This window comes from Ancylobacter pratisalsi, assembly GCF_010669125.1.
Classification (GTDB): domain Bacteria; phylum Pseudomonadota; class Alphaproteobacteria; order Rhizobiales; family Xanthobacteraceae; genus Ancylobacter; species Ancylobacter pratisalsi.
Window position 1 is genome coordinate 2,151,701 of the sequence record NZ_CP048630.1, and the last position, 25,206, is coordinate 2,176,906.

Annotated in this window: 23 protein-coding genes and 2 tRNA genes; 14 read left to right on the forward strand and 11 right to left on the reverse strand. The window is 67.3% G+C overall.

What is annotated here, in order from left to right:
• Positions 1-20: 20 nt before the first annotated feature.
• The gene (locus G3A50_RS10220) at positions 21-242 is read right to left on the reverse strand and encodes a DUF1674 domain-containing protein (protein ID WP_210255304.1); all 222 of its coding nucleotides are present in this window, start codon (positions 240-242) and stop codon (positions 21-23) included.
• A 165-nt stretch (positions 243-407) separates the two neighbouring features.
• Between G3A50_RS10220 and htpX the strand changes: the two genes are divergently transcribed.
• The 4 genes from htpX to G3A50_RS10240 all read left to right on the forward strand — a co-directional run bounded on the left by htpX (position 408) and on the right by G3A50_RS10240 (position 3,669).
• Positions 408-1,430, forward strand: coding sequence for a zinc metalloprotease HtpX (htpX, locus tag G3A50_RS10225; RefSeq protein WP_163075194.1), 1,023 nt, complete (start codon positions 408-410; stop codon positions 1,428-1,430).
• A 93-nt stretch (positions 1,431-1,523) separates the two neighbouring features.
• Positions 1,524-1,599 (forward strand) — tRNA-Thr (locus tag G3A50_RS10230).
• 160 nt (positions 1,600-1,759) lie between these two features.
• Entirely contained in the window at positions 1,760-3,235 is a 1,476-nt protein-coding gene (locus G3A50_RS10235) for an AMP nucleosidase (RefSeq protein ID WP_425483465.1), read from the forward strand.
• Between the two features lie 348 nt (positions 3,236-3,583).
• A tRNA-Leu gene (locus G3A50_RS10240) sits at positions 3,584-3,669 on the forward strand.
• A gap of 72 nt (positions 3,670-3,741) precedes the next feature.
• Here G3A50_RS10240 and G3A50_RS10245 read toward each other — a convergent pair.
• From G3A50_RS10245 to acnA, 8 genes are all read right to left on the reverse strand, one after another.
• The gene (locus tag G3A50_RS10245; RefSeq protein WP_163075196.1) at positions 3,742-4,716 is read right to left on the reverse strand and encodes an HlyD family secretion protein; all 975 of its coding nucleotides are present in this window, start codon (positions 4,714-4,716) and stop codon (positions 3,742-3,744) included.
• Positions 4,713-4,919, reverse strand: coding sequence for a DUF1656 domain-containing protein (locus tag G3A50_RS10250; RefSeq protein WP_163075197.1), 207 nt, complete (start codon positions 4,917-4,919; stop codon positions 4,713-4,715). Before G3A50_RS10250 ends, G3A50_RS10245 begins: the two co-directional genes overlap by 4 nt.
• A gap of 13 nt (positions 4,920-4,932) precedes the next feature.
• A complete protein-coding gene (locus tag G3A50_RS10255) occupies positions 4,933-7,023 on the reverse strand; it encodes an FUSC family protein (RefSeq protein WP_246252328.1) in 2,091 nt (696 codons plus the stop codon).
• Positions 7,024-7,136: 113 nt separating this feature from the next.
• Complete coding sequence (gene aguA, locus G3A50_RS10260) at positions 7,137-8,228, reverse strand: agmatine deiminase (protein ID WP_163075198.1); 1,092 nt, start codon at positions 8,226-8,228, stop codon at positions 7,137-7,139.
• A gap of 9 nt (positions 8,229-8,237) precedes the next feature.
• Positions 8,238-9,128: an N-carbamoylputrescine amidase gene (gene aguB, locus G3A50_RS10265; RefSeq protein WP_163075199.1), complete on the reverse strand. Its 891-nt coding sequence runs from the start codon at positions 9,126-9,128 to the stop codon at positions 8,238-8,240.
• A gap of 37 nt (positions 9,129-9,165) precedes the next feature.
• On the reverse strand, positions 9,166-9,519 hold the full coding sequence (locus tag G3A50_RS10270; RefSeq protein WP_425483466.1) for a DUF2794 domain-containing protein: 354 nt from the start codon (positions 9,517-9,519) through the stop codon (positions 9,166-9,168).
• Positions 9,520-9,887: 368 nt separating this feature from the next.
• Positions 9,888-10,775, reverse strand: coding sequence for a DUF1223 domain-containing protein (locus G3A50_RS10275; protein WP_163075200.1), 888 nt, complete (start codon positions 10,773-10,775; stop codon positions 9,888-9,890).
• 362 nt (positions 10,776-11,137) lie between these two features.
• Complete coding sequence (gene acnA / locus G3A50_RS10280; protein WP_163075201.1) at positions 11,138-13,822, reverse strand: aconitate hydratase AcnA; 2,685 nt, start codon at positions 13,820-13,822, stop codon at positions 11,138-11,140.
• A gap of 217 nt (positions 13,823-14,039) precedes the next feature.
• Here acnA and ccmA point away from each other — a divergent pair, with 217 nt between their 5' ends.
• The 9 genes from ccmA to G3A50_RS10325 all read left to right on the forward strand — a co-directional run bounded on the left by ccmA (position 14,040) and on the right by G3A50_RS10325 (position 22,222).
• Positions 14,040-14,666: a heme ABC exporter ATP-binding protein CcmA gene (gene ccmA, locus G3A50_RS10285; RefSeq protein WP_163075202.1), complete on the forward strand. Its 627-nt coding sequence runs from the start codon at positions 14,040-14,042 to the stop codon at positions 14,664-14,666.
• Positions 14,663-15,334, forward strand: a complete 672-nt coding sequence (gene ccmB / locus G3A50_RS10290) for a heme exporter protein CcmB (RefSeq protein ID WP_163075203.1) — start codon at positions 14,663-14,665, stop codon at positions 15,332-15,334. Before ccmA ends, ccmB begins: the two co-directional genes overlap by 4 nt.
• A 315-nt stretch (positions 15,335-15,649) precedes the next feature.
• Positions 15,650-16,204, forward strand: coding sequence for a F0F1 ATP synthase subunit delta (locus G3A50_RS10295; protein ID WP_163075204.1), 555 nt, complete (start codon positions 15,650-15,652; stop codon positions 16,202-16,204).
• The gene (gene atpA / locus G3A50_RS10300; protein ID WP_163075205.1) at positions 16,204-17,733 is read left to right on the forward strand and encodes a F0F1 ATP synthase subunit alpha; all 1,530 of its coding nucleotides are present in this window, start codon (positions 16,204-16,206) and stop codon (positions 17,731-17,733) included. Before G3A50_RS10295 ends, atpA begins: the two co-directional genes overlap by 1 nt.
• Before the next feature lie 42 nt (positions 17,734-17,775).
• Positions 17,776-18,657 (forward strand): F0F1 ATP synthase subunit gamma, encoded by an 882-nt coding sequence (locus tag G3A50_RS10305; RefSeq protein ID WP_163075206.1) that lies wholly within the window; start codon positions 17,776-17,778, stop codon positions 18,655-18,657.
• Positions 18,658-18,682: 25 nt separating this feature from the next.
• On the forward strand, positions 18,683-20,113 hold the full coding sequence (gene atpD / locus G3A50_RS10310; RefSeq protein WP_163075207.1) for a F0F1 ATP synthase subunit beta: 1,431 nt from the start codon (positions 18,683-18,685) through the stop codon (positions 20,111-20,113).
• A gap of 86 nt (positions 20,114-20,199) precedes the next feature.
• Positions 20,200-20,616: a F0F1 ATP synthase subunit epsilon gene (locus G3A50_RS10315; protein ID WP_163075208.1), complete on the forward strand. Its 417-nt coding sequence runs from the start codon at positions 20,200-20,202 to the stop codon at positions 20,614-20,616.
• Between the two features lie 82 nt (positions 20,617-20,698).
• Positions 20,699-21,388, forward strand: coding sequence for a thiaminase II (tenA, locus tag G3A50_RS10320; protein ID WP_163075209.1), 690 nt, complete (start codon positions 20,699-20,701; stop codon positions 21,386-21,388).
• Between the two features lie 105 nt (positions 21,389-21,493).
• Positions 21,494-22,222, forward strand: a complete 729-nt coding sequence (locus G3A50_RS10325) for a GntR family transcriptional regulator (protein ID WP_163075210.1) — start codon at positions 21,494-21,496, stop codon at positions 22,220-22,222.
• Between the two features lie 27 nt (positions 22,223-22,249).
• Here the strand turns inward: G3A50_RS10325 and infA are convergent, their stop codons facing one another.
• Positions 22,250-22,531: a translation initiation factor IF-1 gene (infA, locus tag G3A50_RS10330; RefSeq protein ID WP_013168254.1), complete on the reverse strand. Its 282-nt coding sequence runs from the start codon at positions 22,529-22,531 to the stop codon at positions 22,250-22,252.
• Between the two features lie 211 nt (positions 22,532-22,742).
• Positions 22,743-24,215 carry a DEAD/DEAH box helicase gene (locus tag G3A50_RS10335; protein WP_163075211.1) on the reverse strand — a complete coding sequence of 491 codons (1,473 nt, stop codon included), beginning with the start codon at positions 24,213-24,215 and terminating at the stop codon, positions 22,743-22,745.
• A gap of 245 nt (positions 24,216-24,460) precedes the next feature.
• Here G3A50_RS10335 and G3A50_RS10340 point away from each other — a divergent pair, with 245 nt between their 5' ends.
• Positions 24,461-25,195, forward strand: coding sequence for a class I SAM-dependent methyltransferase (locus G3A50_RS10340; RefSeq protein WP_163075212.1), 735 nt, complete (start codon positions 24,461-24,463; stop codon positions 25,193-25,195).
• Positions 25,196-25,206: the final 11 nt, after the last annotated feature.

Sequence of the window (25,206 nt, forward strand, 5' to 3'; positions counted from 1 at the left end):
GGGCGTTCGCGGTTCAGAAGTCAGAAGTCCGAGGCGATGCCCTTCACTTCCCAGTCGCCATAGCGCACCGGCTCGGGCCCGTCGCGGCCATCGATTTCCCGCGGCCCCTCGACCGGAGCGCTGGCCGCACGGCGTGCCGCGGCCTCGCGCAGCGCGCGCTCGGCGGCGGGCGACAGGGCGCGGCGCGGGGACGCGCTGGAATCGGCAGGAGGCGTCGGGGCGGCTTTGTCGGTCGTGTCCATGGGCGTCATTGGAAGCACCGGGAGGGCGCGGCCGTCAAGCCGCCCCTGCGCGGCGGCCCGGTCTCACCTTACGGAAATGCAACGATCGCGCGATCTTGCGCCCGCCTTCAGGGCTTCCCATCCTAATCTGTCGAGGCCGCATCGCGCGGCGGGCATGAGGATGAGATGAACTACTTTCGCACGGCGATCCTGCTCGCGGGCATGACCGCGCTGTTCATGGGTGTCGGTTTCCTGCTTGGCGGGCAGAGCGGCATGATGATCGCGCTGCTGTTTGCCGCCGGCATGAACGTGTTCAGCTACTGGAATTCGGACCGCATGGTGCTGTCGATGTACGGCGCGCGTGAGGTCGACGCATCCAGCGCGCCGGAATTCTACGCCATGATCGAGCAACTCGCGGCGCGGGCGCAGCTGCCGATGCCGCGGGTCTATCTCATCGACAATCCCCAGCCCAACGCCTTCGCCACCGGCCGCAATCCGCAGAACGCGGCGGTGGCGGCCACCACCGGGCTGATCAATGCGCTGTCGCGCGAGGAAGTGGCGGGCGTGATGGCGCATGAGCTGGCGCACATCAAGCATTACGACACGCTCACCATGACCATCACGGCGACGCTGGCCGGCGCGATCTCGATGCTGGCGAACTTCGCCATGTTCTTCGGTGGCAACCGCAACAACAATAACGGGTTCGGCATAATCGGCACCCTTGCCATGATGGTGCTGGCGCCGCTCGCGGCGATGGTGGTGCAGATGGCGATCTCGCGCTCGCGCGAATATGTGGCGGACCGCACCGGGGCCGAAATCTGCGGCCAGCCGATGTGGCTGGCGTCGGCGCTGGCGAAGATCGCCAATGCGGCGCACCAGGTTCCCAACATGCCCGCCGAGCACAACCCGGCGACGGCGCACATGTTCATCATCAACCCGCTGTCGGGCCAGCGGATGGACAGCTTGTTCTCGACCCACCCGGCCACCGAGAACCGGATTGCCGCGTTGCAGGAACTGGCGCGGCAGATGGGGCAGTCCTCGGCGAATGGCGGGGGATGGCCGGCGCCCCGCGCCGGTGGCTCCGCACGCGGCGCCGACCCCTGGGGACGGTCCGAAGCCCCGGCGCGCCAGCCCGCGCAGGCGCCCGCGCGAGGGCCCTGGGACGGGCGCGGCGGATCGCAGCCTCCGCGCCGGGGGCCGTGGGGCTGAGCGCGGGGGAACGCGGACGAGCGAGGGATGCGCAACAGCGTATCGCTCCCCGCTTGAACTCTTGAAGCTTCGCGTTTATCAGGAACGCCGCGTGCCGCTTTAGCTCAGTTGGTAGAGCATCGCATTCGTAATGCGGGGGTCGCAGGTTCGAATCCTGCAAGCGGCACCATTTCGCTTCGGCCATTGCCGAAGTCCGGCGACGGCCCGGCCTTTCCGATACAGCATGAAAGCCTTGAGGGGCCGGCGGCATCGATGGATGGGGCGCGCGCCCCGTACCGAATCCGATTATCTCCTTTCGGCCGGCCTCAAAGCGCGCTAGCAGCGACGCGATGGAGGCGACAGACCCTATGATGTTCGAGACCGCGGCGACCCCCGAGACAGCCATCGATCGGCTGGAGATGCTCTACAGCGAGGCGCGCGACGCGCTGCGGCACGACCTCAACCGCTTCTTCGAGACGGGACAGGCGCCGGATGCAGGCGAGCGGGCGCGCTATCGCTATCCGCTGCTGCGCGTGACCTATGAGCCAAGCAGCGCGCCGGAGAACCGGACCCAGCGCGGCTACGCCAAGTTCGCGATGCCCGGTGTCTATCAGACCACCGTGACCCAGCCGGCGGAATTCCGCGCCTATCTCATCGAGCAGCTGCGCCCACTGGTGGACGAATATGGCGCGATCATCGAAACCGGCATCGGCGCGGAGGAAATTCCCTACCCCTACGCGCTGGATGGCGGCGACGAGCTTGGACGCGGCAAGGTGACGGCCTCGCAGCTGGCGCGGCATTTCCCGACCCCGTTGCTGTCGCTGGTCGGCGACGAGATCGCGGATGGCACGTTCGACCTGGTGGAGGGCGAGCCCCGGCCCCTGGCGCTGTTCGACGCCGTACGGGTCGATTTTTCGCTGCGCCGTCTCGTTCATTATACCGGTACGGACTGGCGCGCCTTCCAGCCCTGGATACTGCTCACCAATTATCACCGTTATGTCGACCAGTTCGTGCGGCTGGGTCTGGCCGAGATCGAAGCCGGGACCGCCGAGGCGCTGGTGACGCCGGGCGGGATCCGGATCGATCGCGACAATATCGATGCCACGGCCGCGACGCGGGTGATGTCGGCGCTGTGGCACCGCTACCAGATGCCGGCGTACCATCTGGTGCGCGCGGACGGCACAGGGGTGACGCTGGTGAATATCGGCGTCGGCCCTTCCAACGCCAAGACCATTACCGACCATCTGGCGGTGCTGAGGCCGCATTGCTGGCTGATGGTGGGCCATTGCGGCGGGCTGCGGCAGACCCAGGTCATCGGCGACTATGTGCTGGCCCATGGCTATCTGCGCCAGGACGGCATTCTCGACGAACTGGTGCCGACTGACATTCCGATCCCGGCACTCGCGGAGGTGCAGGTCGCGCTGCAGCAGGCCGCGGCGGCCGTCACCGGCGAAGAGGGCGATCTGCTCAAGCGGCGGCTGCGCACCGGCACGGTGGTCACGCAGGACGACCGGAACTGGGAGCTGCGCTGGGGCAAGGAACGCCGGCGAATCAACCTGTCGCGCGCCATTGCCGTCGATATGGAATCGGGCACCATCGCCGCGCAGGGCTATCGGCTGCGCGTGCCCTACGGCACGCTGCTGTGCGTGTCCGACAAGCCGCTGCATGGCGAGATCAAGCTGCCGGGCGCGGCCAACGCCTTCTATGAGCGGGCGGTGAGCGAGCATCTGCGGATCGGCCTCGCCGCGCTGGAGAAGCTGCGGGAGGCGGGCGTTTCCATCCATTCGCGCAAGCTGCGCTCCTTCGACGAGCCGCCCTTTCGCTGAGGCGCGCCGCGACGAGGTGCGTTTAGTTAGCCGGCAACTTTCAAGCCGCTGGCGGGTGCGACGGTGTCGTGCGATCCCGGGAAGGGCGTCCGGCCCCGGTGTGGCCGGGTGATCCGGCGCGAACTGCTGGCGCGGATGGCAGCATCGACGCCTCCTGCCGATCGCGCCGCGCTGCGGGCCTCGCATTGAGCGACGCGTGCCCTGCTGGCGAGAATTTCCGCGCCTGAACGTGAAGCTACTGAAAACATGGGGTAATCCCGCTTCCCGTGGCTCTGGCGCTGATCCCGCATGTGTCGTATAGGAGCGTCACCGGCCCCAAGGCGCGCGCTGCGCGGGGGAATCGGCCACGCGGGTGTGGCGGAATGGTAGACGCGACGGACTCAAAATCCGTTTCTGGCGACAGAGTGTCGGTTCGAGTCCGACCACCCGCACCACCGATCACCGCGACTTCCCGCCCGCGCCCGGCCACTCCGCGATATTCCCGTATCCCCGCAGCCTGAAGGCCTTCACCTGCCCGGCTGGTGTGAAGCGGTCGGGTCGGAACCGGCGCCGGTGTTGGCCGTGGGCGTTTGCTGGCCTGCTTCCTTGCCGTGGACGATTGTCACCGTGGCGGTCAGGCCGGCGGAGAGTGTGAGGGAGGCGGGCACGTTGTCGAGCACCACCCGCACCGGCACGCGTTGGGCGAGGCGAACCCAGGTGAAGACCGGGTTGACCGTTGCCAGTCCGGAGGCGTCCGCCTGCGCGTTCGAGACCGAGATGCCGCGCCCGATGCCGGTGACATGACCGGTGAGCACATCGGGATAGGCCATCAGCGACACCCGCGCCGTATCCCCGACATGGATGTGACCGAACACGGTCTCCTCGAAATAGCCGTCGACCCAGAAGCTGTCGCTGTCCACCACCGACAGGACGCGCTGCCCGGCCGTGGCGTAATCCCCCGGCTGGGTGACGAGGTTGGTCACGTAGCCGTTCACGGGTGAGACAAGGCGCGTGCGGCTGAGGTTCAGCCGGGCCAAGTCCAGCGCGGCGAGTGCCTGCTGATAGGTGGCGCCCGCGATGGCGGCGGCGGCGGCAAAGTTCTGCTGGTCCTCCTTCGACACCGAAAGCGTCGTCAATTCCGCGCGCCTGTCGGCTTCCACCTGCTTGTTGTCGAGATCGGCCTTGGCCTGGGCGACCACGGCTTCGGCATTGGCGAGCGCGATCTGGTAGTCGTCGGGCTCGATCTCCATCAGGAGGTCGCCCTTGTGGACGAACTGGTCGGCCTTCACGGCCAGCTTGAGGATGCGCCCCGAAACCTGCGGCGTGACGGTGACGACATAGGCCCGCACCATGCCGTCGCGGGTCCAGGGCGTGGCCATGTAGCGCTGCCACATCTGCCAGCCCAGCCCCACCGCGAGTGCGAGGGCGCCGGTGGTGAGCGCCGCGGCCAGGAGGTTGCGAAGCAGGGAGGAAGATTTGGGGGCCGGATCGATGGCGGTCATTGAGGCATACCCGCGACAAGCACGATGAGCGAAAGGACGATGATGTAGATGCAGATGTTGAACAGGCCGGGATGCCACGCCCGCCGGGAAATGCCGTAGCGGTTGCTGATCATGCGCAGCGGGATCGTCACCGCCCAGGCCACCAGCATCATCACCGAGAACGGCGCGACATAGACGCCGAGAATATTCAGTTCGGTGTACATGAGCCCTGCCCCCTCACCGGAACGACGAAAGCAGGAGTTCGCGGGCATCGACGGGCGCGCCCAGCAGCGCGGCGTGGCTGTCGATCGCGTCCAGGATCACGGCCAGCGCCGCGCGCAGGTGAACCTGATCCCTTCCCTGTTCCCGAGCGTGCACCTCCGCCTCGGTACCGGTTCCCGCGTCGCGGTCGGTGAGGCGGCCGAGCGCTTCGAAGCTCCCTCGTGCGTCGTCGAGACGCCCCATCGCGAATTGCCCGAGCGCCTGCAACAGAAGCCGGCGGGCCGGCGCGTCAGGCAGCGAATCGGTGAGATGGAAGATGGCGTGGCCGAGGGCGAGCAGCGCCATCAGGCCGCCTGCCTGCTCCAGGCTCGCCTGCGGCGGCAGCGCCTCGATGCGCCGTGACAGCAGCGCGGTCCAGCGCTTGCGGCTGATGGTCCACCGCCCTCCGGCGAGCTTCCGCAGATCGCGCACCGAGAGGCCGACAAGGCGCCGGGCGCGCATCTGCGGCCCCACGACCGGCATGATGGCAAGGAACACCATGCCCACGGTGCTTCCGGCTAGGATCGCCATGGCGAGATTGAAATAATTCGCCGCGTCATAGGCGATCGGATTGGCGACGCCGAGCAGTGGCAGGCAGGTGATGCACATCGCCAGAAAGGCCACGCCGTGCCAGGAGCCGAGCTGCAGCATGCCCAGCGGCACCAGCAGCACGGCGAGCAGGGCAATCAGCGCGGGGAAACTGGTGAGTGCCGGCAGCACCCCGAAATAAACGATGCCGGCGAGCACGGACATAAGGGCCGCACCGAGGGCGTAGTCCTGCGCCAGCAGGCGGGCTTGGTCGCCCCGCGCGCCGAAGATCAGCGTGCCGATGGCGGCGAACACCACCGCGAAGTCGCCGACGGGCCACTGCGTAACCACCCAGAACACGGCGGTGGCGAGCACCGCCGCGAAGACCCGGACGCCGTTCAGCACCGCGGGCAGCGGATCGGCCACGACGAGAGACGGTGCGCGCCACGCCACCCGCTTGCCCACATAGTTTCGCAGCAGCAGGACGGCATCGGCGATTCCGGCGATGCCGATGGCCACGTCGCGCGCGGAATCCGCGACGATGCAGCTCGTCGGGTCGAGGGTCCGAATGGACTGGATCTGCGCGACGACGTTTCGGCAGGCGAGGCTCAGCGCCTGGGGATCCCGGTCGATCGCGTCGATGTCGATCTGGCCGAGAAGACGCAGCAGCTCATGCGTGAGCGCGGCGCTCGCTTCGCGCTTGGCGTCCAGATGCGCGCTGACATTGCGCCATGCCACCAGCGCCTCGATCAGCCCGGCGACCGTCGCCCGCAGATTGCCGATGTGGGAGCGCAGGTGCGAAGATTCGCCGATGGCCGCGTCGATCGCCGCGTCCAGCCCGCCGAGCGAGCGCTCGACATCGCGGCGGGAGGCGCGCATCTCCTCGGTTTCCAGCCCATGGGCCAGCAGCTCGGTAAAACCGGCGAGCGTCTGGCGGGCGAGGCCGCTGAATGTCGCCGCCAGCTGGCGCCCCGATCCACCGAAATCGGTGAGGATCAGCACGAGGCCGGCGGCGCCGATGCCGATGCCGATCTCGCTGACGCGGAGGATGGCGAGGTGAAAGGCCGTGGTCGGGTCGCTCAGCGAGTCGGCGAAGATGATCGCCGCCGTGATCCCCGCCAGTGCGGCGGCGTAGGCGGCGAAGTTGCGCAGCAGCGTCACCATGAAGCCGCAGAGCCCGCACCAGAGCGCGAGGCACAGGATCATCGTGTTGCGATCCTGGGGAAACGTGGCCAGCAGCATCACCATCACCACGGCACCGACGAGGGTGCCGACGGCACGAAAGCGCGCCTTCTGCAGCGAGGCGCCAAGGCTGGGCTGGCACACGATGACCGCTGTCGTCGCGGCCCAGAACGGTGATTCCAACTCCAGGTAATAGGCGATGAAGAGGGCAAGGCTCGCCGAGGCCCAGAGGCGGACCCCGAACAGGAAGCGCGGACCCAGACGCCCGGCAAGACGCGTCAGGGACTCCAGCGCCGCCTTCGGCCCGGCAACCTGAACCGGCGGCCTGCCGGCGCGTAGGTTGTCCGTGTTACTCATCGCGCCGCCTGCCCCGGTTTGAACGCATCCATCCGCGATCAACCCTAGACAGCCGGTGGCCGAATCAAATCATACGCGCGTTCGCCCCGCCCCCACCTTCGTATGTCCCGCCCCTAGCCCGGTCGTCCGGCCGGCTGCTGCTGGGTGATGCAATGGATGTTGCCGCCGCCAAGCAGCACTTCGCGGGTCGCGAGGCCGATGACCTGCCGGTCCGGGAACAGGCCGGCCAGAATGTCGCGCGCCGCTCCGTCGTGAGCCGGGTCGAGCAAGGGCATGAGGACCAGCCCATTGCCGATGTAGAAATTGGCATAGGAGGCCCCAAGCCTTTCGCCGATCCCGCGCGTCATCGTCCCGGAAGCCGTATCGGCATCGATCGCCTCGTCCGCGGTGCGGAACAGCGGGCCCGGCAGGGGCAGCTTGACCACCTCGATGGAGCGTCCGCGCGCGTCGCGCGCCTTTGACAGCCGCTCGAACGCGTCGCGCGAGACGGCGTATTGCGGATCCAGCGGATCCTCGCACCAGGTCAGCGCCACCACGCCCGGGCGCACGAAGCAGGCGAGATTGTCGATATGGCCGGACGTCTCGTCGTCGACCAGCCCCGGTCCCAGCCAGATGGTTGTCGAGGTGCCGATATGGTCGGCGAGGTGCTGCTCGATCTCGGCGCGCGTGAGGCCGGGATTGCGGTTCGGGTTGAGCAGGCACTCCTCGGTGGTGAGTACCGTGCCCTCGCCATCGACGTGGATCGAGCCGCCCTCCAGCACCAGAGGCGCGGCGTAGCGCGGGGTCCGCTCGACCTCGAGCATCTTGGCGGCGATGAGCGTGTCCTGGTCGCAGGGCGCGTAAAGCCCGCCCCAGGCGTTGAACCTCCAGTCGACGCCACGCACCCGCCCGCCTTCGTCGGTGACGAAGGTCGCCCCGCTGTCGCGGCACCAGGAATCGTCGCTCGAGGCCTCAATGAGGCGGACGCTCGGAGGCAGCATGGCGCGCGCCTGGCGCCACTGGCGGGCCGAGACCAGCATGGTCAGCGGCTCGAAGCGGGCGATAGTCGCGGCGATCTCGGCGAAGGCGGATTGCGCCGGGACCGCGCCCTCGCGCCAGTTGTCCGGCCGTTCCGGCCAGATCATCCAGCAGCCGGCATGGGGTTCCCATTCGGCGGGCATGCGGAAGCCGTCGGCGGCGGGAAGGCTGGTGAGCGTGGTGGTCATGAGGGGTCCTCAGCCGATCGGGCGGGTCGGGCCGCGCCCGTCGAGCGTCAGAAGCGGGGCGTAGAGCTCGGGCCGCCGGTCCCGGAACACGCCCCAGGAGCGGCGCTGGTGGGCGATGGCGTCGAGGTCGAAGGTGGCGGTGATCACGCCCGGCGCGGCGCGTCCGGCCTCGCTCACCTTGGCGCCGGTGGGATCGGCAATGAAGGATGAGCCGTAGAAGGTGATTGAGGTTCCCTCGCGCCCCTCTTCAGTGCCGATGCGGTTGGAAGCGATCAGCGGGGTGAGGTTGGCGCCGGCGTGACCCTGCATCACCCGTTGCCAGTGGCCGGAGGAATCCAGCCCGGCATCGTGCGGCTCGGAGCCGATGGCGGTGGGATAGAGCAGGACTTCGGCACCGAGCAGCGCCATGGCCCGCGCGCATTCGGGAAACCACTGGTCCCAGCAGATCCCCACTCCGATTCGCCCGGCAGCCGTGTCCCAGACCCGGAACCCGGTATCGCCGGGCGAGAAATAGAACTTCTCGGTGTAGCCCGGACCGTCGGGTATGTGGCTCTTGCGGTAGAGACCCAGCACCGAACCGTCGGCGTCGACCATGGCCAGGGAGTTGAACGTCGCCTGGCCCGCCCGCTCGAAGAAGCTGATGGGCAGCACCACGCCGAGCTCACGCGCCAGGGCGGCGAAACGTGCGATCAGCCGGTTGCCCTCCAGGGGCGCGGCGAGGTTCAGATGGTCGTAGAGCTGGTCCTGGCAGAAATAGGGCGTTTCGAACAGTTCCTGCAGCAGGATGAGGCCGGCACCCTGGGCGGCCGCCTCGCGAACCAGCGCTTCGGCGCGATCGAGATTGCCGCCGATATCCCAGTCGCAATGCATCTGGGTGGCGGCAACAGTGAGGCTGCGCATCCGGTGTCTCCGCTGGGGTTTGGTGCCGATGGGCGCGCTAATTCACGGCCCGCAACGGCTTTTCAAGCACGGCGATGACGCGCCTGAGCTCAGAGCCGCGCTTGAGGATGAGGCCGGTCTGCGACACCACCGTGTAGGCGCCCTGCCGGCGCGCGAGGCGCGGGTCCTTCTCGATCCGGTAGATCGGCACCTCGGCGGCCCGCCGGAAGATGGAGAAGACAGCACGGTCGCGGGTGAAGTCGATGGCATAGTCGCGCCACTCACCCAGCGCCACCATACGGCCGTAGAGGTCGAGGATCCGATCGAGTTCGCGGCGGTCGAACGTCACGAGATCGACGCGGCCGGCGCCGGACGAGGATGCCGACAAGGGCCTGGGTTCGGTATCCGCCACGCGCGTCCTCCGGAGTGGTTCATCGGAACGTCATGATCTTCCCGCTGGGCGCTCGCTTCAAGTCTCTTTCGGCAGCGGCGCCGATCGCGTTCACGGCCTCGTTAACCAAGACCACACGCTCGCCCGAATTCAGCCTTCGCGGCGCCAAGCCTGACCGCCACTCTCTTCACCATAGCGTCGGGCCGGTTCGCGAAGCGCATCGGTTTCCCAGCCCCCCAGCCCCCCGCGGCGTCAGTGGACCGGCCCCTCGTTATTCTCAAGGTTCAATCCCCGAATTGCTCTTCAGGGTCGGCGTTTCGCCGGCCCTTTTTTCTGTTGGGCGTCGGGAGTGCAAAGCTAGGATGGGCGCGGCGGTGAAGGACGCGCCTTCAGTGCAGCGGCTGCAGCGCGGCGCCCACGATCGCGCCCGGCTCGGCAAAGCTGCCGGTCTGCACCAGCACCGCGACGGCGTCGGCATCGAGACCGGGCTGCGCGCGCAGCGTGGTCTCGAAACTTGCCGCGCCACCCTTCCAGTCGCCGAGCTTGGTCCAGCCGCGCACCACATTGTGGTAGGTCATGCTGGTGCCCTCGTTCTCGCCACGGCCGATGTCCACCTTCATGCGGGTGGCGACGGGGCAGAGCCAGACCTCGCCGGGAGCCGCGCCCGCGGGACCCTTGCCGACGCTGACGTGGATGCGCCCATCCTTCACGTCCACGGCGACCGGAACGGCGGGCCGCGGGATCGCCGAGACGACACGTTCGAGCGCCGGCCGGTCGGAGCCGATGGTCATGGCCTCGCCATTCACCACCGCCTGCGGCGTAAACATCTTGCCGTCGCCGCGCAGGTGCGCATAGGCCTTCTGGCGCAGCGAATGGCCGTGCTTGGCCAGCGTGTCCTTCCAGCCGAGATAGTCCCAGTAATCCACCGCCATGGTGAGGGCGATCACATCCGGCCGCTCGGCGAGCTCGCCCAGCAGTTTGTCGGCCGGCGGGCAGGACGAGCAGCCCTGGCTGGTGAAGAGTTCAACCACCGCCCGAGGCTCTGAAATCGCGCGCGGACCCTGGCCGACCTCGTCGGCAGCGGCGGGATGGGTGGCCAGGAGCACGGGGATGAGAAGGCCGCCGAGCGCCGCCAGTCCGTGACGTGCCCGCCCCGCCGGATGGTCCGGCGCGACGCGTGCCCGGCTCTCGCGGGCCGGTTCTAGCGCAGGGCGCTGCGGCAGGCGGACAAGACGCAACAGCCTATGGGGGGCGGCAATGGACAGACAGCCGGTCATCTCGTGCGGAACGTCCTCGACGTGCTTGTTCCGGAGGCTGCCGCGCCCTGTCGGGCAGACGGGCCAATGGCCGGGGAGGCCGCGGACATGCTCCGGTCCGTTCGATCTGGGATGCCGCCCGCCGGGCTCTCGGGTCCCGTGCGGAAGACACCCTAGGCAATAGGACGGCGCACGCACGGGCACCAGTCACATTCGGGTGTCGCCTGCGCACGGGAAGGTGAGGTGAGTTCGCAAAAGGTTGGCGCTCCAACCGATGGGCCGGATACGCGGAAGGCGGCGGCCGGCGCGTGCCGGCGCGCCTCTGGTTCACGCCGGAGCACGGCGCGGCGGAGTGGATCCGCCGCACCGTCCTTCGTGGGTCGTCAGGCCGCGAGGTTGCGCAGCACGTACTGGAGAATGCCGCCATTGCGGAAGTAGTCGAGCTCATCGAGGGTATCGATGCGGCAGGTCAGCGGCACGTTCTTCACCGTGCCATCGCTGAACGCGACTTCCGCGATCAAGGTCTGGCGGGGCTTGAGGTCGCCCTCGATGCCCTTGATGGTGACGACCTCGTCGCCCTTGATGCCGAGCGACTGCCAGCTCTCGTCATTCTGGAACACCAGCGGCACGATGCCCATACCGACCAGGTTCGAGCGGTGGATGCGCTCGAAGCTCTGGGCGATGACGGCGCGGATGCCGAGCAGCTTGGTGCCCTTGGCCGCCCAGTCGCGCGAGGAGCCGGTGCCGTATTCCTTGCCGGCAAACACCACTGTCGGCACGCCTTCCTGCTTGTAGAGCATGGCGGCGTCGTAGATCGGCATCTGCGTACCGTCCGGCCAGTGCTTGGTAAAGCCGCCTTCGGTGCCGGCCAGCATCTGGTTCTTGATGCGGATGTTGGCGAAGGTGCCCCGCATCATCACCTGATGATTGCCGCGCCGCGTTCCGTACTGGTTGAAGTCGGACGGTCGAACCTGGTGGTCACGCAGATAGTGACCGGCCGGGCTGGCTTCCTTGATCGAGCCGGCAGGCGAGATGTGGTCGGTGGTGATGGAATCGAGGAACAGCCCCATGACGCGCGCCTTGAGGATGTCGGTGACCGGTTCCGGCTCCATCTCCATGCCCTCGAAATAGGGCGGGTTCTGCACATAGGTGGAGCGGTCGTCCCAGGCATAGGTCTCGCCCAGCGGGATCGAGATCTTCTGCCAGTTCTCATCGCCCTTGAACACGTCCGCATACTTCTCCTGGAACATCTTCTTGGTGACGTTCTCGCGGATGAAGCGCGCGATCTCCTGGTTGGTCGGCCAGATGTCCTTGAGATAGACCGGCTGCCCGTCCGAACCGGTGCCGAGCGGCTCCGTGGTGAGATCGATCTGCAGCGAACCGGCAATGGCGTAGGCGACAACGAGAGGCGGGGAAGCGAGGTAGTTCGCCTTCACGTCCGGGTTCACGCGGCCTTCGAAATTGCGGTTGCCGGAGATGACCGCGCCGGCGACGAGATCGTTCTGGTTGATGGCCTCGGAGATCGGCTCGGGCAGCGGACCGGAATTGCCGATGCAGGTGGTGCAGCCGAAGCCGACCAGGTTGAAGCCGAGCTTGTCGAGGTCTTCCTGGAGGCCGGCGGCGTTCAGGTAGCCCTCGACCACCTGACTTCCGGGCGCCAGCGAGGTCTTCACCCAAGGCTTGGACGTGAGCCCCCTGGCGGCGGCGTTGCGGGCGAGCAGGCCCGCGGCGATCAGCACGCTCGGATTCGAGGTGTTGGTGCAGGAGGTGATGGCGGCGATGGTAACGTCGCCATGGCCGAGCGTGTAGTCGGTGCCTTCCACCGGCACGCGCTTGGCGGCCTCACCGGGCTTCTTGAACTCGCCTTCCAGCGCGGCGAGGAAGCCGGCCTTGGTGCCCGACAGCAGCACGCGGTCCTGCGGGCGCTTGGGTCCGGCGAGCGAGGGAAGCACGGAGGTCAGGTCGAGTTCCAGCACGTCGGTGAACACGGGATCGGCGGTGCCGGCCTCGCGCCACATTTCCTGGGCCTTGGAATAGGCCTCGACCAGCGCGATGCGGTCTTCGGTTCGGCCGGTCTCGTCGAGATAGGCGATGGTCTCCGAATCGACCGGGAAGAAGCCGCAGGTCGCGCCGTATTCGGGCGCCATGTTGCCGATGGTGGCGCGGTCGGCGAGCGAGAGATGCTCAAGACCGGGGCCGAAGAACTCGACGAACTTGCCGACCACGCCCCGTTTGCGCAGGATCTGGGTGACGGTGAGCACGAGGTCGGTGGCGGTGATGCCTTCGTTCAGCTCGCCGGTCAGCTTGAAGCCGACCACTTCGGGAATCAGCATCGACACCGGCTGGCCGAGCATGGCCGCCTCGGCTTCGATTCCGCCCACGCCCCAGCCCAGCACGCCGAGGCCGTTGACCATGGTGGTGTGGCTGTCCGTCCCGACGCAGGTATCCGGGTAGGCAACGGTTTCGCCATCCTCGTCCTTGGTCCACACGGTCTGCGCCAGATATTCGAGGTTCACCTGGTGGCAGATGCCGGTGCCGGGCGGCACGACGCGGAAATTGTCGAAGGCCGACTGGCCCCATTTCAGGAAGCGGTAGCGTTCCTGATTCTGCTTGTACTCTTCCTCGACATTCTTGCCGAAGGCGGCGTTGTTGCCGAAGAAATTCACGATCACCGAGTGGTCGATGACGAGGTCGACGGGCACCAGCGGGTTGATTCGCGACGGCTGGCCGCCGAGCGACACCATCGCGTCCCGCATCGCGGCGAGGTCGACGACCGCCGGCACGCCGGTGAAGTCCTGCATCAGCACGCGCGAGGGGCGATACGCGATCTCGCGCTCCTCCTTGCCGCGGTTCACCAGCCATTCCTTGACCGAGACGATGTCCTGCTTGGTGACGGAGCGCCCGTCTTCGAACCGGAGCAGGTTCTCAAGCAGTACCTTCATGGAGAAAGGCAGGGCGGAGATTCCGTCCAGGCCGTTCTTTTCCGCCTCGGGAAGGCTGTAATAAACGTAGGACTTGGATCCGACGGTGAGGGTTTTCCGGCTTTTGAAGCTGTCGAGCGACGTCACGGCAGAAGGGTCCCCGCGTTGATGAGGTGCGGATGCGTCGGGGCCTTGGAGGGAAGAGACGTTGCGGGCTATAGCTCGCGCGGCCTTACCTGGAGGCGACAGCGCATCGTTCGGAATTCTATATAGAGCCATTTCAAACTCCGATCCTAGTGGTGCGGGGCGAAGCGTCGAAAATTTGTGCGTTGCGGTGTCCGGTATCGGATGGAGGAATCAAGGGATGCGGCTCGTTGCCGAAGGGCTGAGCTGCCGTCGTGGCGCACGCCTGCTGTTCGAGGGCCTCGCCCTCAGCGTGCCCGCCGGCCGGGCGCTCGTCGTCACCGGCCCGAACGGCACGGGCAAGTCGTCGCTGCTGCGCCTGCTCGCCGGGCTGGCGAGGCCCGACGCCGGGACGGTGCGTCTTGAGGGGGCGGGCGAGCCGGACGATTTTGCGACTGAGGTGCACTATCTCGGCCATCTCGACGCCCACAAGGCGGCGCTGAGCGCCCGCGAGAGCCTGGGGTTCTGGCGGGCCGTGCTGGGTCGCCCCGCGCTGGATGTCGACGAGGCGATGGAGGCCGTCGGTCTCGGCGGTCTCGGCGTCCTGCCGGTGGTGGTGCTTTCCGCCGGCCAGAAACGCCGGCTGGCGCTGGCCCGGCTGTTGGTGGCGCAGCGCCCGCTCTGGCTGCTGGACGAACCCACGACCGCGCTCGACGCGGCGGCTCAGCAGCTCTTCGCGGCGCATGCGCGGGCACATGTGGAGAATGGCGGGCTGATCGTGGCGGCGACCCACGCCCCGCTGGATCTGGGGCCTTCCGACGCGCTTGATCTTGGCGCCTGGCGCCCGACCCGTCCGGTCGCGGCATGAGCCGGGCTTTCCTCGCCCTGCTGCGGCGCGACCTCGCGCTCGCCACCCGCGCCGGTGGCGGTGCCGGGCTCGGCGTCGTGTTCTTTCTCGCCGTGGTCATCGTCACCCCGTTCGCCATCGGCCCCGATCTCGTGCTGCTGGCGCGGATCGGGCCGGCTATCCTGTGGATCGGTGCCTTGCTGGCCTCGCTCATCGGCCTCGACCGGCTGTTCGCCGCCGATGCCGAGGATGGCTCGATGGACCTGTTCGCGCTGCTTGACCTGCCGCTCGAACTCATCGCCGCCGCCAAGGGTCTGGCGCACTGGCTTGCCACCGGACTACCGCTGGTGGTGGCGGCGCCCGTGCTGTCGCTGCTGCTCAACCTGGAGCCGGCCGCGATCGGGGCGCTGACCCTGACCCTGCTTGTCGGCACGCCGGCGATCACGTTCCTGGGGCTGGTCGGGGCGGCATTCGCGAGCGCGTTCCGGCGCGGGGGGCTGCTGGTCGCGGTGCTGGTGATGCCACTGACCATTCCGGTGCTGATTTTCGGCGTGGCCGCGACCGGCGCGGCGATCGGCGGCACGGTGCCGTTCGGCATGCCCTTTCGCGTTCTCGCCGGTCTCTCGCTCGCCGCGCTGGTGCTCGGCCCGGTGGCCGCCGCCGCCGCCCTGCGCGCCACGCGGGAGTAAGCCGAGGCGGGGGAACCGCGCCGCCTGCGTGGCATACCAGGTGCAACAAAGCGCCGCAGGTGCGGCAAAGCCTTGATATTGCGCCATCGCCGTCCTTTCACGCGACTTCGGGGCCGCTACGTCATTTGCCCCCCGCAATCGCTCACCTCCTCGTGTTGCAGCACGCACAGAGCCGTGTTAGGGAACCGCCCGACTTGATGGGCGGGCGAGGCATCGTTCCTATCCCGCTCCCTGTCGAGAACCCTTGTAAATCCGGGGCCCGCGCTGCACCGCGAAAGCGGCGGCCGACCCGGAAAAGCCCCCGAGAGAGGCACAGTGGCCGAGACCTACGTATCCGGAGTGGCAGGACGTTACGCGACGGCGCTCTTCGAGCTCGCCCGTGACGCTGGTGTCATCGATGCGGTGAAGGCGGACCTGGAAAGGTTCGGCGCCCTGATCGCCGAGAGCGACGACCTCAAGCGCCTGGTGCGCAGCCCCGTCTTCTCGTCGGAAGAGCAGGAGCGGGCCGTGGCCGCGCTGCTTGCCAAGGTCGGCATCGAAGGGCTTTCCGCGAATTTCTTCAAGACCGTGGCGGCCAACCGTCGCCTGTTCACCGTTGAATCGATCATGCGCGGCTTCAATGAGCTGGTCGCGGCGCATAACGGTGAAGTGACGGCCGATGTCACGGTTGCCCAGCCCTTGTCCGATGCCCATGCCGCGACGCTGAAGCAGGCGCTCGATGCCATGACCGGCAAGGATGTCAAACTTGTCGTCGAGGTTGATGCCTCGCTTCTCGGCGGACTGAAGGTGAAGCTCGGCTCCAAGCTGGTCGACGCTTCCCTGAAGACCAAACTCAATTCGATCCGAACTGCGATGAAAGAGGTTCGCTGATGGACATCCGCGCCGCTGAAATTTCCGCGATCCTCAAGGAGCAGATCAAGAACTTCGGCCAGGAGGCCGAAGTCTCCGAGGTGGGTCAGGTTCTGTCCGTCGGTGACGGCATCGCCCGCGTCTACGGGCTCGACAACGTCCAGGCGGGCGAAATGGTCGAGTTCGAGAATGGCACGCGCGGCATGGCGCTCAACCTCGAAATCGACAATGTCGGCGTCGTGATTTTCGGTTCCGACCGCGAGATCAAGGAAGGCCAGACCGTCAAGCGCACCGGCGCCATCGTGGACGCGCCGGTCGGCAAGGGCCTGCTCGGCCGCGTCGTCGACGCGCTTGGCAACCCGATCGACGGCAAGGGCCCGATTGAATACACCGAGCGTCGCCGCGTCGACGTGAAGGCGCCTGGCATCATTCCCCGGAAGTCCGTGCACGAGCCGATGCAGACCGGCCTCAAGGCGATCGACGCCCTGATCCCGATCGGCCGCGGCCAGCGCGAACTCATCATCGGCGATCGCCAGACCGGCAAGACCGCCGTGGCGCTCGATGCGATCCTGAACCAGAAGTCCATCAACGCCGGCGACGACGAGAAGGCCAAGCTGTACTGCGTCTACGTCGCGGTCGGCCAGAAGCGTTCCACCGTCGCTCAGTTCGTGAAGGTGCTCGAGGAGCAGGGCGCGCTCGAATATTCGATCGTCGTCGCCGCCACCGCCTCGGACGCCGCGCCGATGCAGTTCCTGGCGCCGTTCACCGGCACCGCCATGGGCGAGTTCTTCCGTGACAACGGCATGCACGCGCTCATCATTCATGACGACCTGTCCAAGCAGGCCGTGGCGTACCGCCAGATGTCGCTGCTGCTGCGCCGTCCGCCGGGCCGCGAAGCCTATCCGGGCGACGTGTTCTATCTCCACTCGCGCCTGCTCGAGCGCGCGGCCAAGCTCAATGACGACAACGGCGCCGGTTCGCTGACCGCCCTGCCCGTCATCGAGACCCAGGCCAACGACGTGTCGGCCTACATCCCGACCAATGTGATCTCGATCACCGACGGCCAGATCTTCCTCGAGTCCGACCTGTTCTTCCAGGGCATCCGCCCGGCGGTGAACGTTGGCCTCTCGGTGTCGCGCGTCGGCTCGTCGGCGCAGATCAAGGCGATGAAGCAGGTCGCTGGCAAGATCAAGGGCGAGCTGGCCCAGTACCGCGAGCTTGCGGCCTTCGCCCAGTTCGGTTCGGATCTCGATGCCTCGACCCAGAAGCTGCTCAACCGTGGTGCGCGCCTGACGGAGCTGCTCAAGCAGTCCCAGTTCGCGCCGCTCAAGGTCGAGGAACAGGTGGTGGTGATCTACGCCGGCACCAACGGCTATCTCGATGCCCTGCCGGTGGGCAAGGTTCGCGAGTTCGAGGAAGGCCTGCTGCTGTTCCTGCGCTCGCGCCATGCGGACATTCTCGAAGCCATCCGCACCTCCAAGGAACTTTCCAAGGAGACCACGGAAAAGCTCGTGAAGGCGCTCGACGCCTTTGCGAAGACCTTCGCCTGAATCTGGCGTTTGCGAGCTCGAGGGCACGGGAGTCGAGGGTAGATGGCCAGCCTTAAGGATCTGCGAAACCGCATCTCTTCGGTGAAGGCGACGCAGAAGATCACCAAGGCGATGCAGATGGTCGCCGCCGCCAAGCTGCGGCGCGCCCAGATGGCGGCGGAATCCGCGCGTCCCTATGCCCAGCGCATGGAAAGTGTGCTTGGCAACATCGCTTCCGCCGTATCCGGCGGACCGGATGCGCCGCTGCTGCTGACCGGTACCGGCAAGGAAGACGTGCATCTGCTGCTCGTTCTGACCGCCGAGCGCGGCCTGTGCGGCGCCTTCAATTCCTCGATCGTGCGTCTGGCGCGTGAGCGGGCGACCTCGCTCATGAGCCAGGGCAAGACGGTCAAAATCTTCTGCGTGGGCCGCAAGGGCCACGACGCGCTGCGCCGCCAGTTCGAGAAGCAGATCGTCGAAGTCGTCGAGCTGCGGGCGAACAAGGGCGCGACTTTCGCCGACGCGCAGGGCATCGCCGAGAAGATCTCGGCCATGTTCTCCGCTGGCGAGTTCGACGTGGCGATCCAGTTCTTCAGCCGTTTCAAGTCGGTCATCGCCCAGGTGCCGACCGGACAGCAGCTGATCCCCGCGACCTTCCCCGAGCAGCCCGAGGCTGCGACCGGTGCGGTGGCGGTGTATGAATACGAGCCGGACGAGGCGGAAATCCTCGCCGACCTGCTGCCGCGCAATCTGGCGGTGCAGATCTTCAAGGCCATGCTCGAGAACGGCGCTTCCGAGCAGGGCGCGCGCATGAGCGCGATGGACAATGCCACCCGCAATGCGGGTGAAATGATCAAGAAGCAGACTTTGACCTACAACCGCACCCGTCAGGCGATGATCACGAAGGAACTGATCGAGATCATCTCCGGCGCCGAGGCGCTGTGAGGCAGGACCCGGAAGGACGACGAACATGGCTAAGGTCGGACGCATCACGCAGGTCATCGGCGCTGTCGTGGACGTGCAGTTCGAGGATCATCTCCCGGAGATCCTGAACGCGCTCGAAACCACCAATAACGGCGCTCGCCTCGTGCTGGAAGTTGCCCAGCATCTGGGTGAAAACACCGTGCGCACCATCTCGATGGACTCCACCGAGGGTCTGGTACGCGGCGCGGAGGTGAAGGACACCGGGGCGCCGATCTCGGTGCCGGTGGGCGCCGCGACGCTCGGGCGCATCATGAACGTCATCGGCGAGCCGGTCGACGAGGCCGGCCCGCTGGTCGGCGAGTCCATCCGCGCGATCCATCAGCCGGCACCCTCCTACGCCGAGCAGTCGACCGAGGCCGAGATCCTGGTCACCGGCATCAAGGTGGTCGATCTGCTGGCACCGTACTCCAAGGGCGGCAAGGTCGGCCTGTTCGGCGGCGCCGGCGTCGGCAAGACCGTGCTGATCATGGAGCTGATCAACAACATCGCCAAGGCGCATGGCGGCTACTCGGTGTTCGCCGGTGTCGGCGAGCGTACCCGCGAGGGCAACGATCTCTATTACGAGATGATCGAGTCCAAGGTGAACGTCGACCCGCACGAGAATGATGGCTCGACCGCCGGTTCGAAGTGCGCGCTGGTCTATGGCCAGATGAACGAGCCCCCGGGCGCGCGTGCCCGCGTCGCGCTGACCGGGCTCACCGTCGCCGAGCATTTCCGCGACGAAGGCCAGGACGTGCTGTTCTTCGTGGACAACATCTTCCGCTTCACCCAGGCCGGTTCGGAACTGTCGGCCCTGCTCGGCCGTATCCCGTCGGCGGTGGGCTACCAGCCCACTCTCGCTACCGACATGGGCGCGCTGCAGGAGCGGATCACCACCACGACCAAGGGCTCGATCACCTCGGTGCAGGCCATTTACGTGCCCGCCGACGATCTGACCGACCCGGCGCCGGCGACATCCTTCGCCCATCTTGACGCGACGACCACCCTGTCGCGCTCGATCGCGGAAAAGGGCATCTACCCGGCGGTGGATCCGCTCGATTCGACCTCGCGCATTCTGTCGCCGCTGATCCTTGGCGAAGAGCACTACAACGTGGCGCGCCAGGTGCAGCAGACGCTCCAGCGCTACAAGTCGCTGCAGGACATCATCGCGATCCTGGGCATGGACGAGCTCTCGGAAGAGGACAAGCTCACCGTCGCCCGCGCCCGCAAGATCGAGCGCTTCCTGTCGCAGCCCTTCCACGTCGCCGAAATCTTCACCGGCTCGCCCGGCAAGCTCGTCGACCTGGCCGACACCATCAAGGGCTTCAAGGGCCTTGTCGAAGGCAAGTATGATCACCTCCCCGAGCAGGCCTTCTACATGGTCGGCACCATCGAAGAGGCAATCGAGAAGGGCAAGAAGCTCGCGGCCGCGGCCTGATTGGTCGGCCCTGTTGCTTCACGCGGGCGCGGGGCTCCGCGCCTGCCTGAACTGACACATCGCCTCGCGCATCTCCTGGAGGAGTCATGGCCACCTTCCCGTTCGAACTCGTCTCTCCCGAGAAGCAGATCTATTCCGGCTCGGTGAGCGAAGTTGTCGTGCCGGGCACGGAGGGTGAGTTCGGCATTCTCGCCGGCCATGCCCCCTTCGTGTCGACCCTGAAGCCCGGCGTCCTGATCATTCGGGGCGAGGGCGGCACCAAGAAGCTATTCGTGCGCGGCGGCTTCGCGGAGGCCAATCCGCAGGGCCTGACGGTTCTGGCGGAAATCGCCATCCCGCTCGAGGAGATCAAGCCCGACGTCCTGGCGCAGATGATCAAGGACGCCGAGGAAGACGTCGAGGACGCCAAGGACGAGATCACGCGAGCCAAGCGGCAGACCATGCTTGAAGCGCTGAAGTCGGCGGCCGCCGCGATCCAGGCCGACGGGCACACGGCGCACTGAGCTGGCAAACCGGCCGCACGACGCGACATATTGATTCGGGCCGCTTTCTGAGCGGCCCTTTTCATGTCTGGAGGACCAATCGATGAACGATGCGACGAACGGCTCTGGCGCGACCTTCAGCGCCGCGGCCTGGCAGGCCAACCTGCCGGTCTTCGAGGCCATCCGCACCATGGCGTTCAACGAGCAGCTGGCCCAGGGCACCCTGCCGGCGGATCGCTTCAAGCACTACATGATTCAGGACGCGCATTATCTGATCGCGTTCGGCCGTGCGCTGGCGATCGCCGCGGCGAAGGCGGACGACGCCGACGGACTGGTGCAGTTCTCGGAGGCGGCGAAGGTCGCCGTCATCGTCGAGCGCTCGCTGCACACAGACTTCTTCCGCAGCTTCGGCGTCGCGCCGGCGGAATTCGACGGCACCGAAATGTCGCCGGCCTGCCATCACTATACGAGCTTCCTGATCGGCACCGCTCATGCCGAACCCTATGCCGTGGTGCTCGCGGCGCTGCTGCCGTGCTTCTGGATCTATGCCGAGATCGGCCGGGATATTCTGGCGCGCGCGGTGCGGCCCAATCCCTATGATGCCTGGATCGACACCTATGCCGGCGAGGATTTTCACGAGGCGGTGCGCGCGGTGATCGCGACCACCGACCGGGCGGCGGCCACCGCGTCGCCGCAGGTTCGCGCGCGCATGCACGAGGCCTACAAGCGCGCCAGCCAGCTGGAATGGATGTTCTGGGATTCGGCGTGGCGCCTGGCTTCCTGGCCTGTATAGACACCGCAAACGTGCGCAGACCGACCCGGTTGCCTTAGAGCCGCCATCGCGATGGCGCACTGCGTCAAAAGGTGCTCATATCTTGCCGCCCACGTCGGACTGCTGATGGACCAGGTGACGACCCATATGCCGACCCCGGCCCGGGGCCATTCGGAGGCGCCGATTCGTGCGCGCATCCTTCAGGCTATCTTCGAACGGCGTCTGCCGCCTGGCGAGAAGCTGACCGAAGATCGTCTGGCGGAGCTGTTCGGCGTTAGCCGCACCGTTGTCCGTCAGGCGCTCTCACGGCTGGCCCAGGACGGAATCGTCGAGCACCTTCCCAATCGCGGCGCGTTCGTCGCCGCACCGAGCCGGGCGGATGCCCGTCACGTGCTTGAAGCGCGGGCAGTCGTCGAGCCGGAGGTGGCGGGCGCGGCGGCATGCAGCTGCGATGCCCATGGACTCGCCCGGCTGCGGGGCCACATCGAGACCGAGAACAGAGCCCGGTCGAGCGGCGAGCGCGGCACGCTCGTCCGCCTGACGGGCGAGTTTCACGTGCTTCTGGCCGAATCGGCGGGGAACCCGGTGTTCGTGCGGCTGCTGACCGAACTTCAGGCGTTGAGTTCGCTGTCGATCCTGCTCTACGCGCGCGGCGAAGAATCCGCCTGCCCGCCCGACGAACATGAGGGCATCGTCGCGGCGATCGAACGTGGCGACGTGGAAACCGCGCAGCGTCTGATGCGCGAGCACATCGCCCATGTCGCCCAGGAAATGGATCTGAGCGAGCCGGTCGAACGTCCGACGGGCCTCGCGCAGGCCTTGGGCATCACACCGCGCGCACCAAGGCGGCGTTGATACGCGGCCTTGGCGAGGGTGCGCGCCTTAGCGGCGACGGCCCGGAGGCGGACGGCGCTGGCCGCTGCCGATCGGCGGCGTGGGGCCACCGGTCTTGTGACGGAAGTTGATCCGGCCACGCTCAAGATCGTAAGGCGACATCTCGACGACGACGCGATCACCGACGATGGTGCGGATACGGTTCTTCTTCATCTTGCCCGCCGCGTAGGCGAGGATTTCGTGTTCATTGTCGAGCACGACCCGGAAATTTCCGTCAGGAAGGACTTCGGTGACGGTTCCGTCGAACTCGAGCAGTTCCTCTTTCGCCATTGGCTCTCCTCATTGGGCTTGGCCAGCCACGTCGACAGGCAAATAACCCGGCGACGGCGTTTTGTCTCGCCCTGTGCCTCTCCCGGCGCAATGAATCGGGAAAATCAGGTCATTTGGCGCATGACGGGCGCTGTCGCGTCCGTCATGACCGGTTGATCATGTCGCCTCGGCGGGCTGCGGACATGTGCCCGCTGCCCGTCCGTCGCCCGGTTCAGGCCGGCCGGAAGCGGCGCGGGGGACCGGAGCGGCGCTCCTCGCGCGGCGCACCGTCGCGGCGCGGGGCGTCGCGCAGCGACTCGTGGCGACCGCCTTCGTGACGCGCCTTGCCGTCATGACGGGCGCCATCGGCGCGATGGCCGTCGGCACGGGCCAGCCCCTCGGGGCGGCCGCCATCAGGACGGGGACCGCTGCGCTCGCCGCTCCGCTGGAACGGGCGATCGCCTTCGGGCCGCGGCGGGCCGCGACGACCGTCGCGACGGGGCGCGCGCTCACCACGGCCTTCCACCGGAACCTCACGTTCGCGCGGCGCGCCTTCACGGCGCGGCGGGCGGCGGTCCTCGGAGGGGATGGTGATGCGGATCAGGCGCTCGATATCGCGCAGGAAGCCGCGCTCCTCGCTGTCACAGAACGAGATCGCGATGCCCTCCCGGCCGGCGCGCGCGGTGCGCCCGATGCGGTGGACATAGCTTTCCGGCACATTCGGCAGGTCGTAGTTGACGACATGGCTCACGCCCGGCACGTCGATGCCGCGGGCGGCGATGTCGGTCGCCACCAGCACCTTGACGCGGCCGTCGCGGAAGGCGGCAAGCGCGCGCTCACGCTGGGGCTGGGACTTGTTGCCGTGAATGGCTTCGGCGTCGATGCCGGCGGTGACCAGGCTCTTCACCACGCGGTCGGCGCCGTGCTTGGTGCGCGAGAACACCAGGGCGCGGTCGAGACCTTCGCCCTGAAGCAGCTCGATCAGCAGGTTCGGCTTGCCGGCGCGGTCGGTGAAGATGACCTTCTGCTCGATCTTGTCGGCGGTCTTGGCGACGGGCGTCACCGCGACGCGGACCGGATCGGTCAGCAGCTGGTCGGCCAGCTTCTCGATTTCCTTCGGCATGGTGGCCGAGAAGAACAGGTTGCGACGCGCCTTCGGCAGCCGGGCCACGATGGAGCGGATGGCGTGGATGAAGCCCATGTCCAGCATCTGGTCGGCTTCGTCCAGAACCAGGACCTCAACCAGATCAAGGCGCACGGCGCCGTTCTCGACGAGATCCACCAGGCGGCCGGGTGTGGCCACCAGAACGTCGACGCCGCCGGCCAGCGAGCGCGCCTGCCGTCCCAGCGGCACGCCGCCGATGGCGAGCGCGGTCGAGGGGCGCACATGCTTGCCGTACAGGCGGAAGCTCTCGAGGATCTGGCCGGAGAGTTCGCGGGTCGGGCTCAGCACCAGCACGCGGGTCGAGCGACGCTCGGGCCGGCGACGCTCGGTGACGAGATGATGCAGGATCGGCAGGGCGAAGGCAGCGGTCTTGCCGGTGCCCGTCTGAGCGATGCCGATGAGGTCGTGGCCGGCCAGCACCAGCGGCACGGCCTGGGCCTGAATCGGGGTCGGGGTGGTGTGGTTCGCCTCGGTGAGGGCTTTGATAATCGGCTCGGCAAGGCCGAGTTCGGCGAAAGTTGTCAAGCGACGTTCTTTCATGGGCAATCCCGGCCGCTCGCGCAAAAGCGAGCGGACCGCGAATCACGAGGGGTCCGTGAGACACCCCGCGTGGCCTGGGACGTCGGTGAATTTCGATGATGAGGGCTGATGACTGCCGCGGCTAAACCGTAGCGGACGTCGAGCAACGCGGCCCTGATACGAACGAGCCGTCCGTACACCGCGTCTATGTGGCTCAATTGAGTGTCGATTTCAAGGCGTCACGGCTCAGGATATAAGCTTGGGTCATGTTTCCTGATGTCGTCGACCTTCGAAGTTTCTATGCCCAGCCTCTCGGCGTGGTGACACGCCGGCTGATCGGGCGGGCCATCCGCGCGCGATTCACCAATGTGCGGGGCCTCGCCGTGCTCGGCATTGGCTATGCGACGCCCTATCTCGGCGTGTTCCGCGAGGAGTGCGAGCGCACGCTCGCCTTCATGCCGGGCGCGCAGGGGGTGACGCGCTGGCCCTCCGCCGCCCCGACGCTGGCGGCTCTCGTCGACGAGGGCGAACTCCCGCTGCGCGACGGCATGATCGACCGGGTGGTCGCCGTCCATCTGCTGGAGATGACGCCCGACGCTGAGGAGATGCTGCGCGAGGTGTGGCGCATTCTGGCGCCGGGCGGGCGGCTGCTCTGCGTGGTGCCGAACCGGCGCGGGGTGTGGGCGCGGGTCGACAACAACCCGTTCGGCCATGGCCGGCCGTTCTCGCGCACCCAGATCACCGATCTGCTGCGCGGGGCGCTGTTCACGCCGGTGGGCTGGGGCGAAGCGCTCTACATGCCGCCGGTGCGCAGCAACTGGTTCCTGCGCTCGGCGGTGGCATGGGAGCGCGCCGGCGCGACCCTGTCGATGCCGTTCGCCGGGGTCCACATCGTCGAGGCGGCCAAGCAGGTCTACAAACCGGTGCCGCTGAAGCGGAAGTCGCGCCTGCGCGTGCCGGTGCTCGAACCCGTCCTCGCGCCGCGCCCCGTGGGGGGGTGAGGCGAGGACTG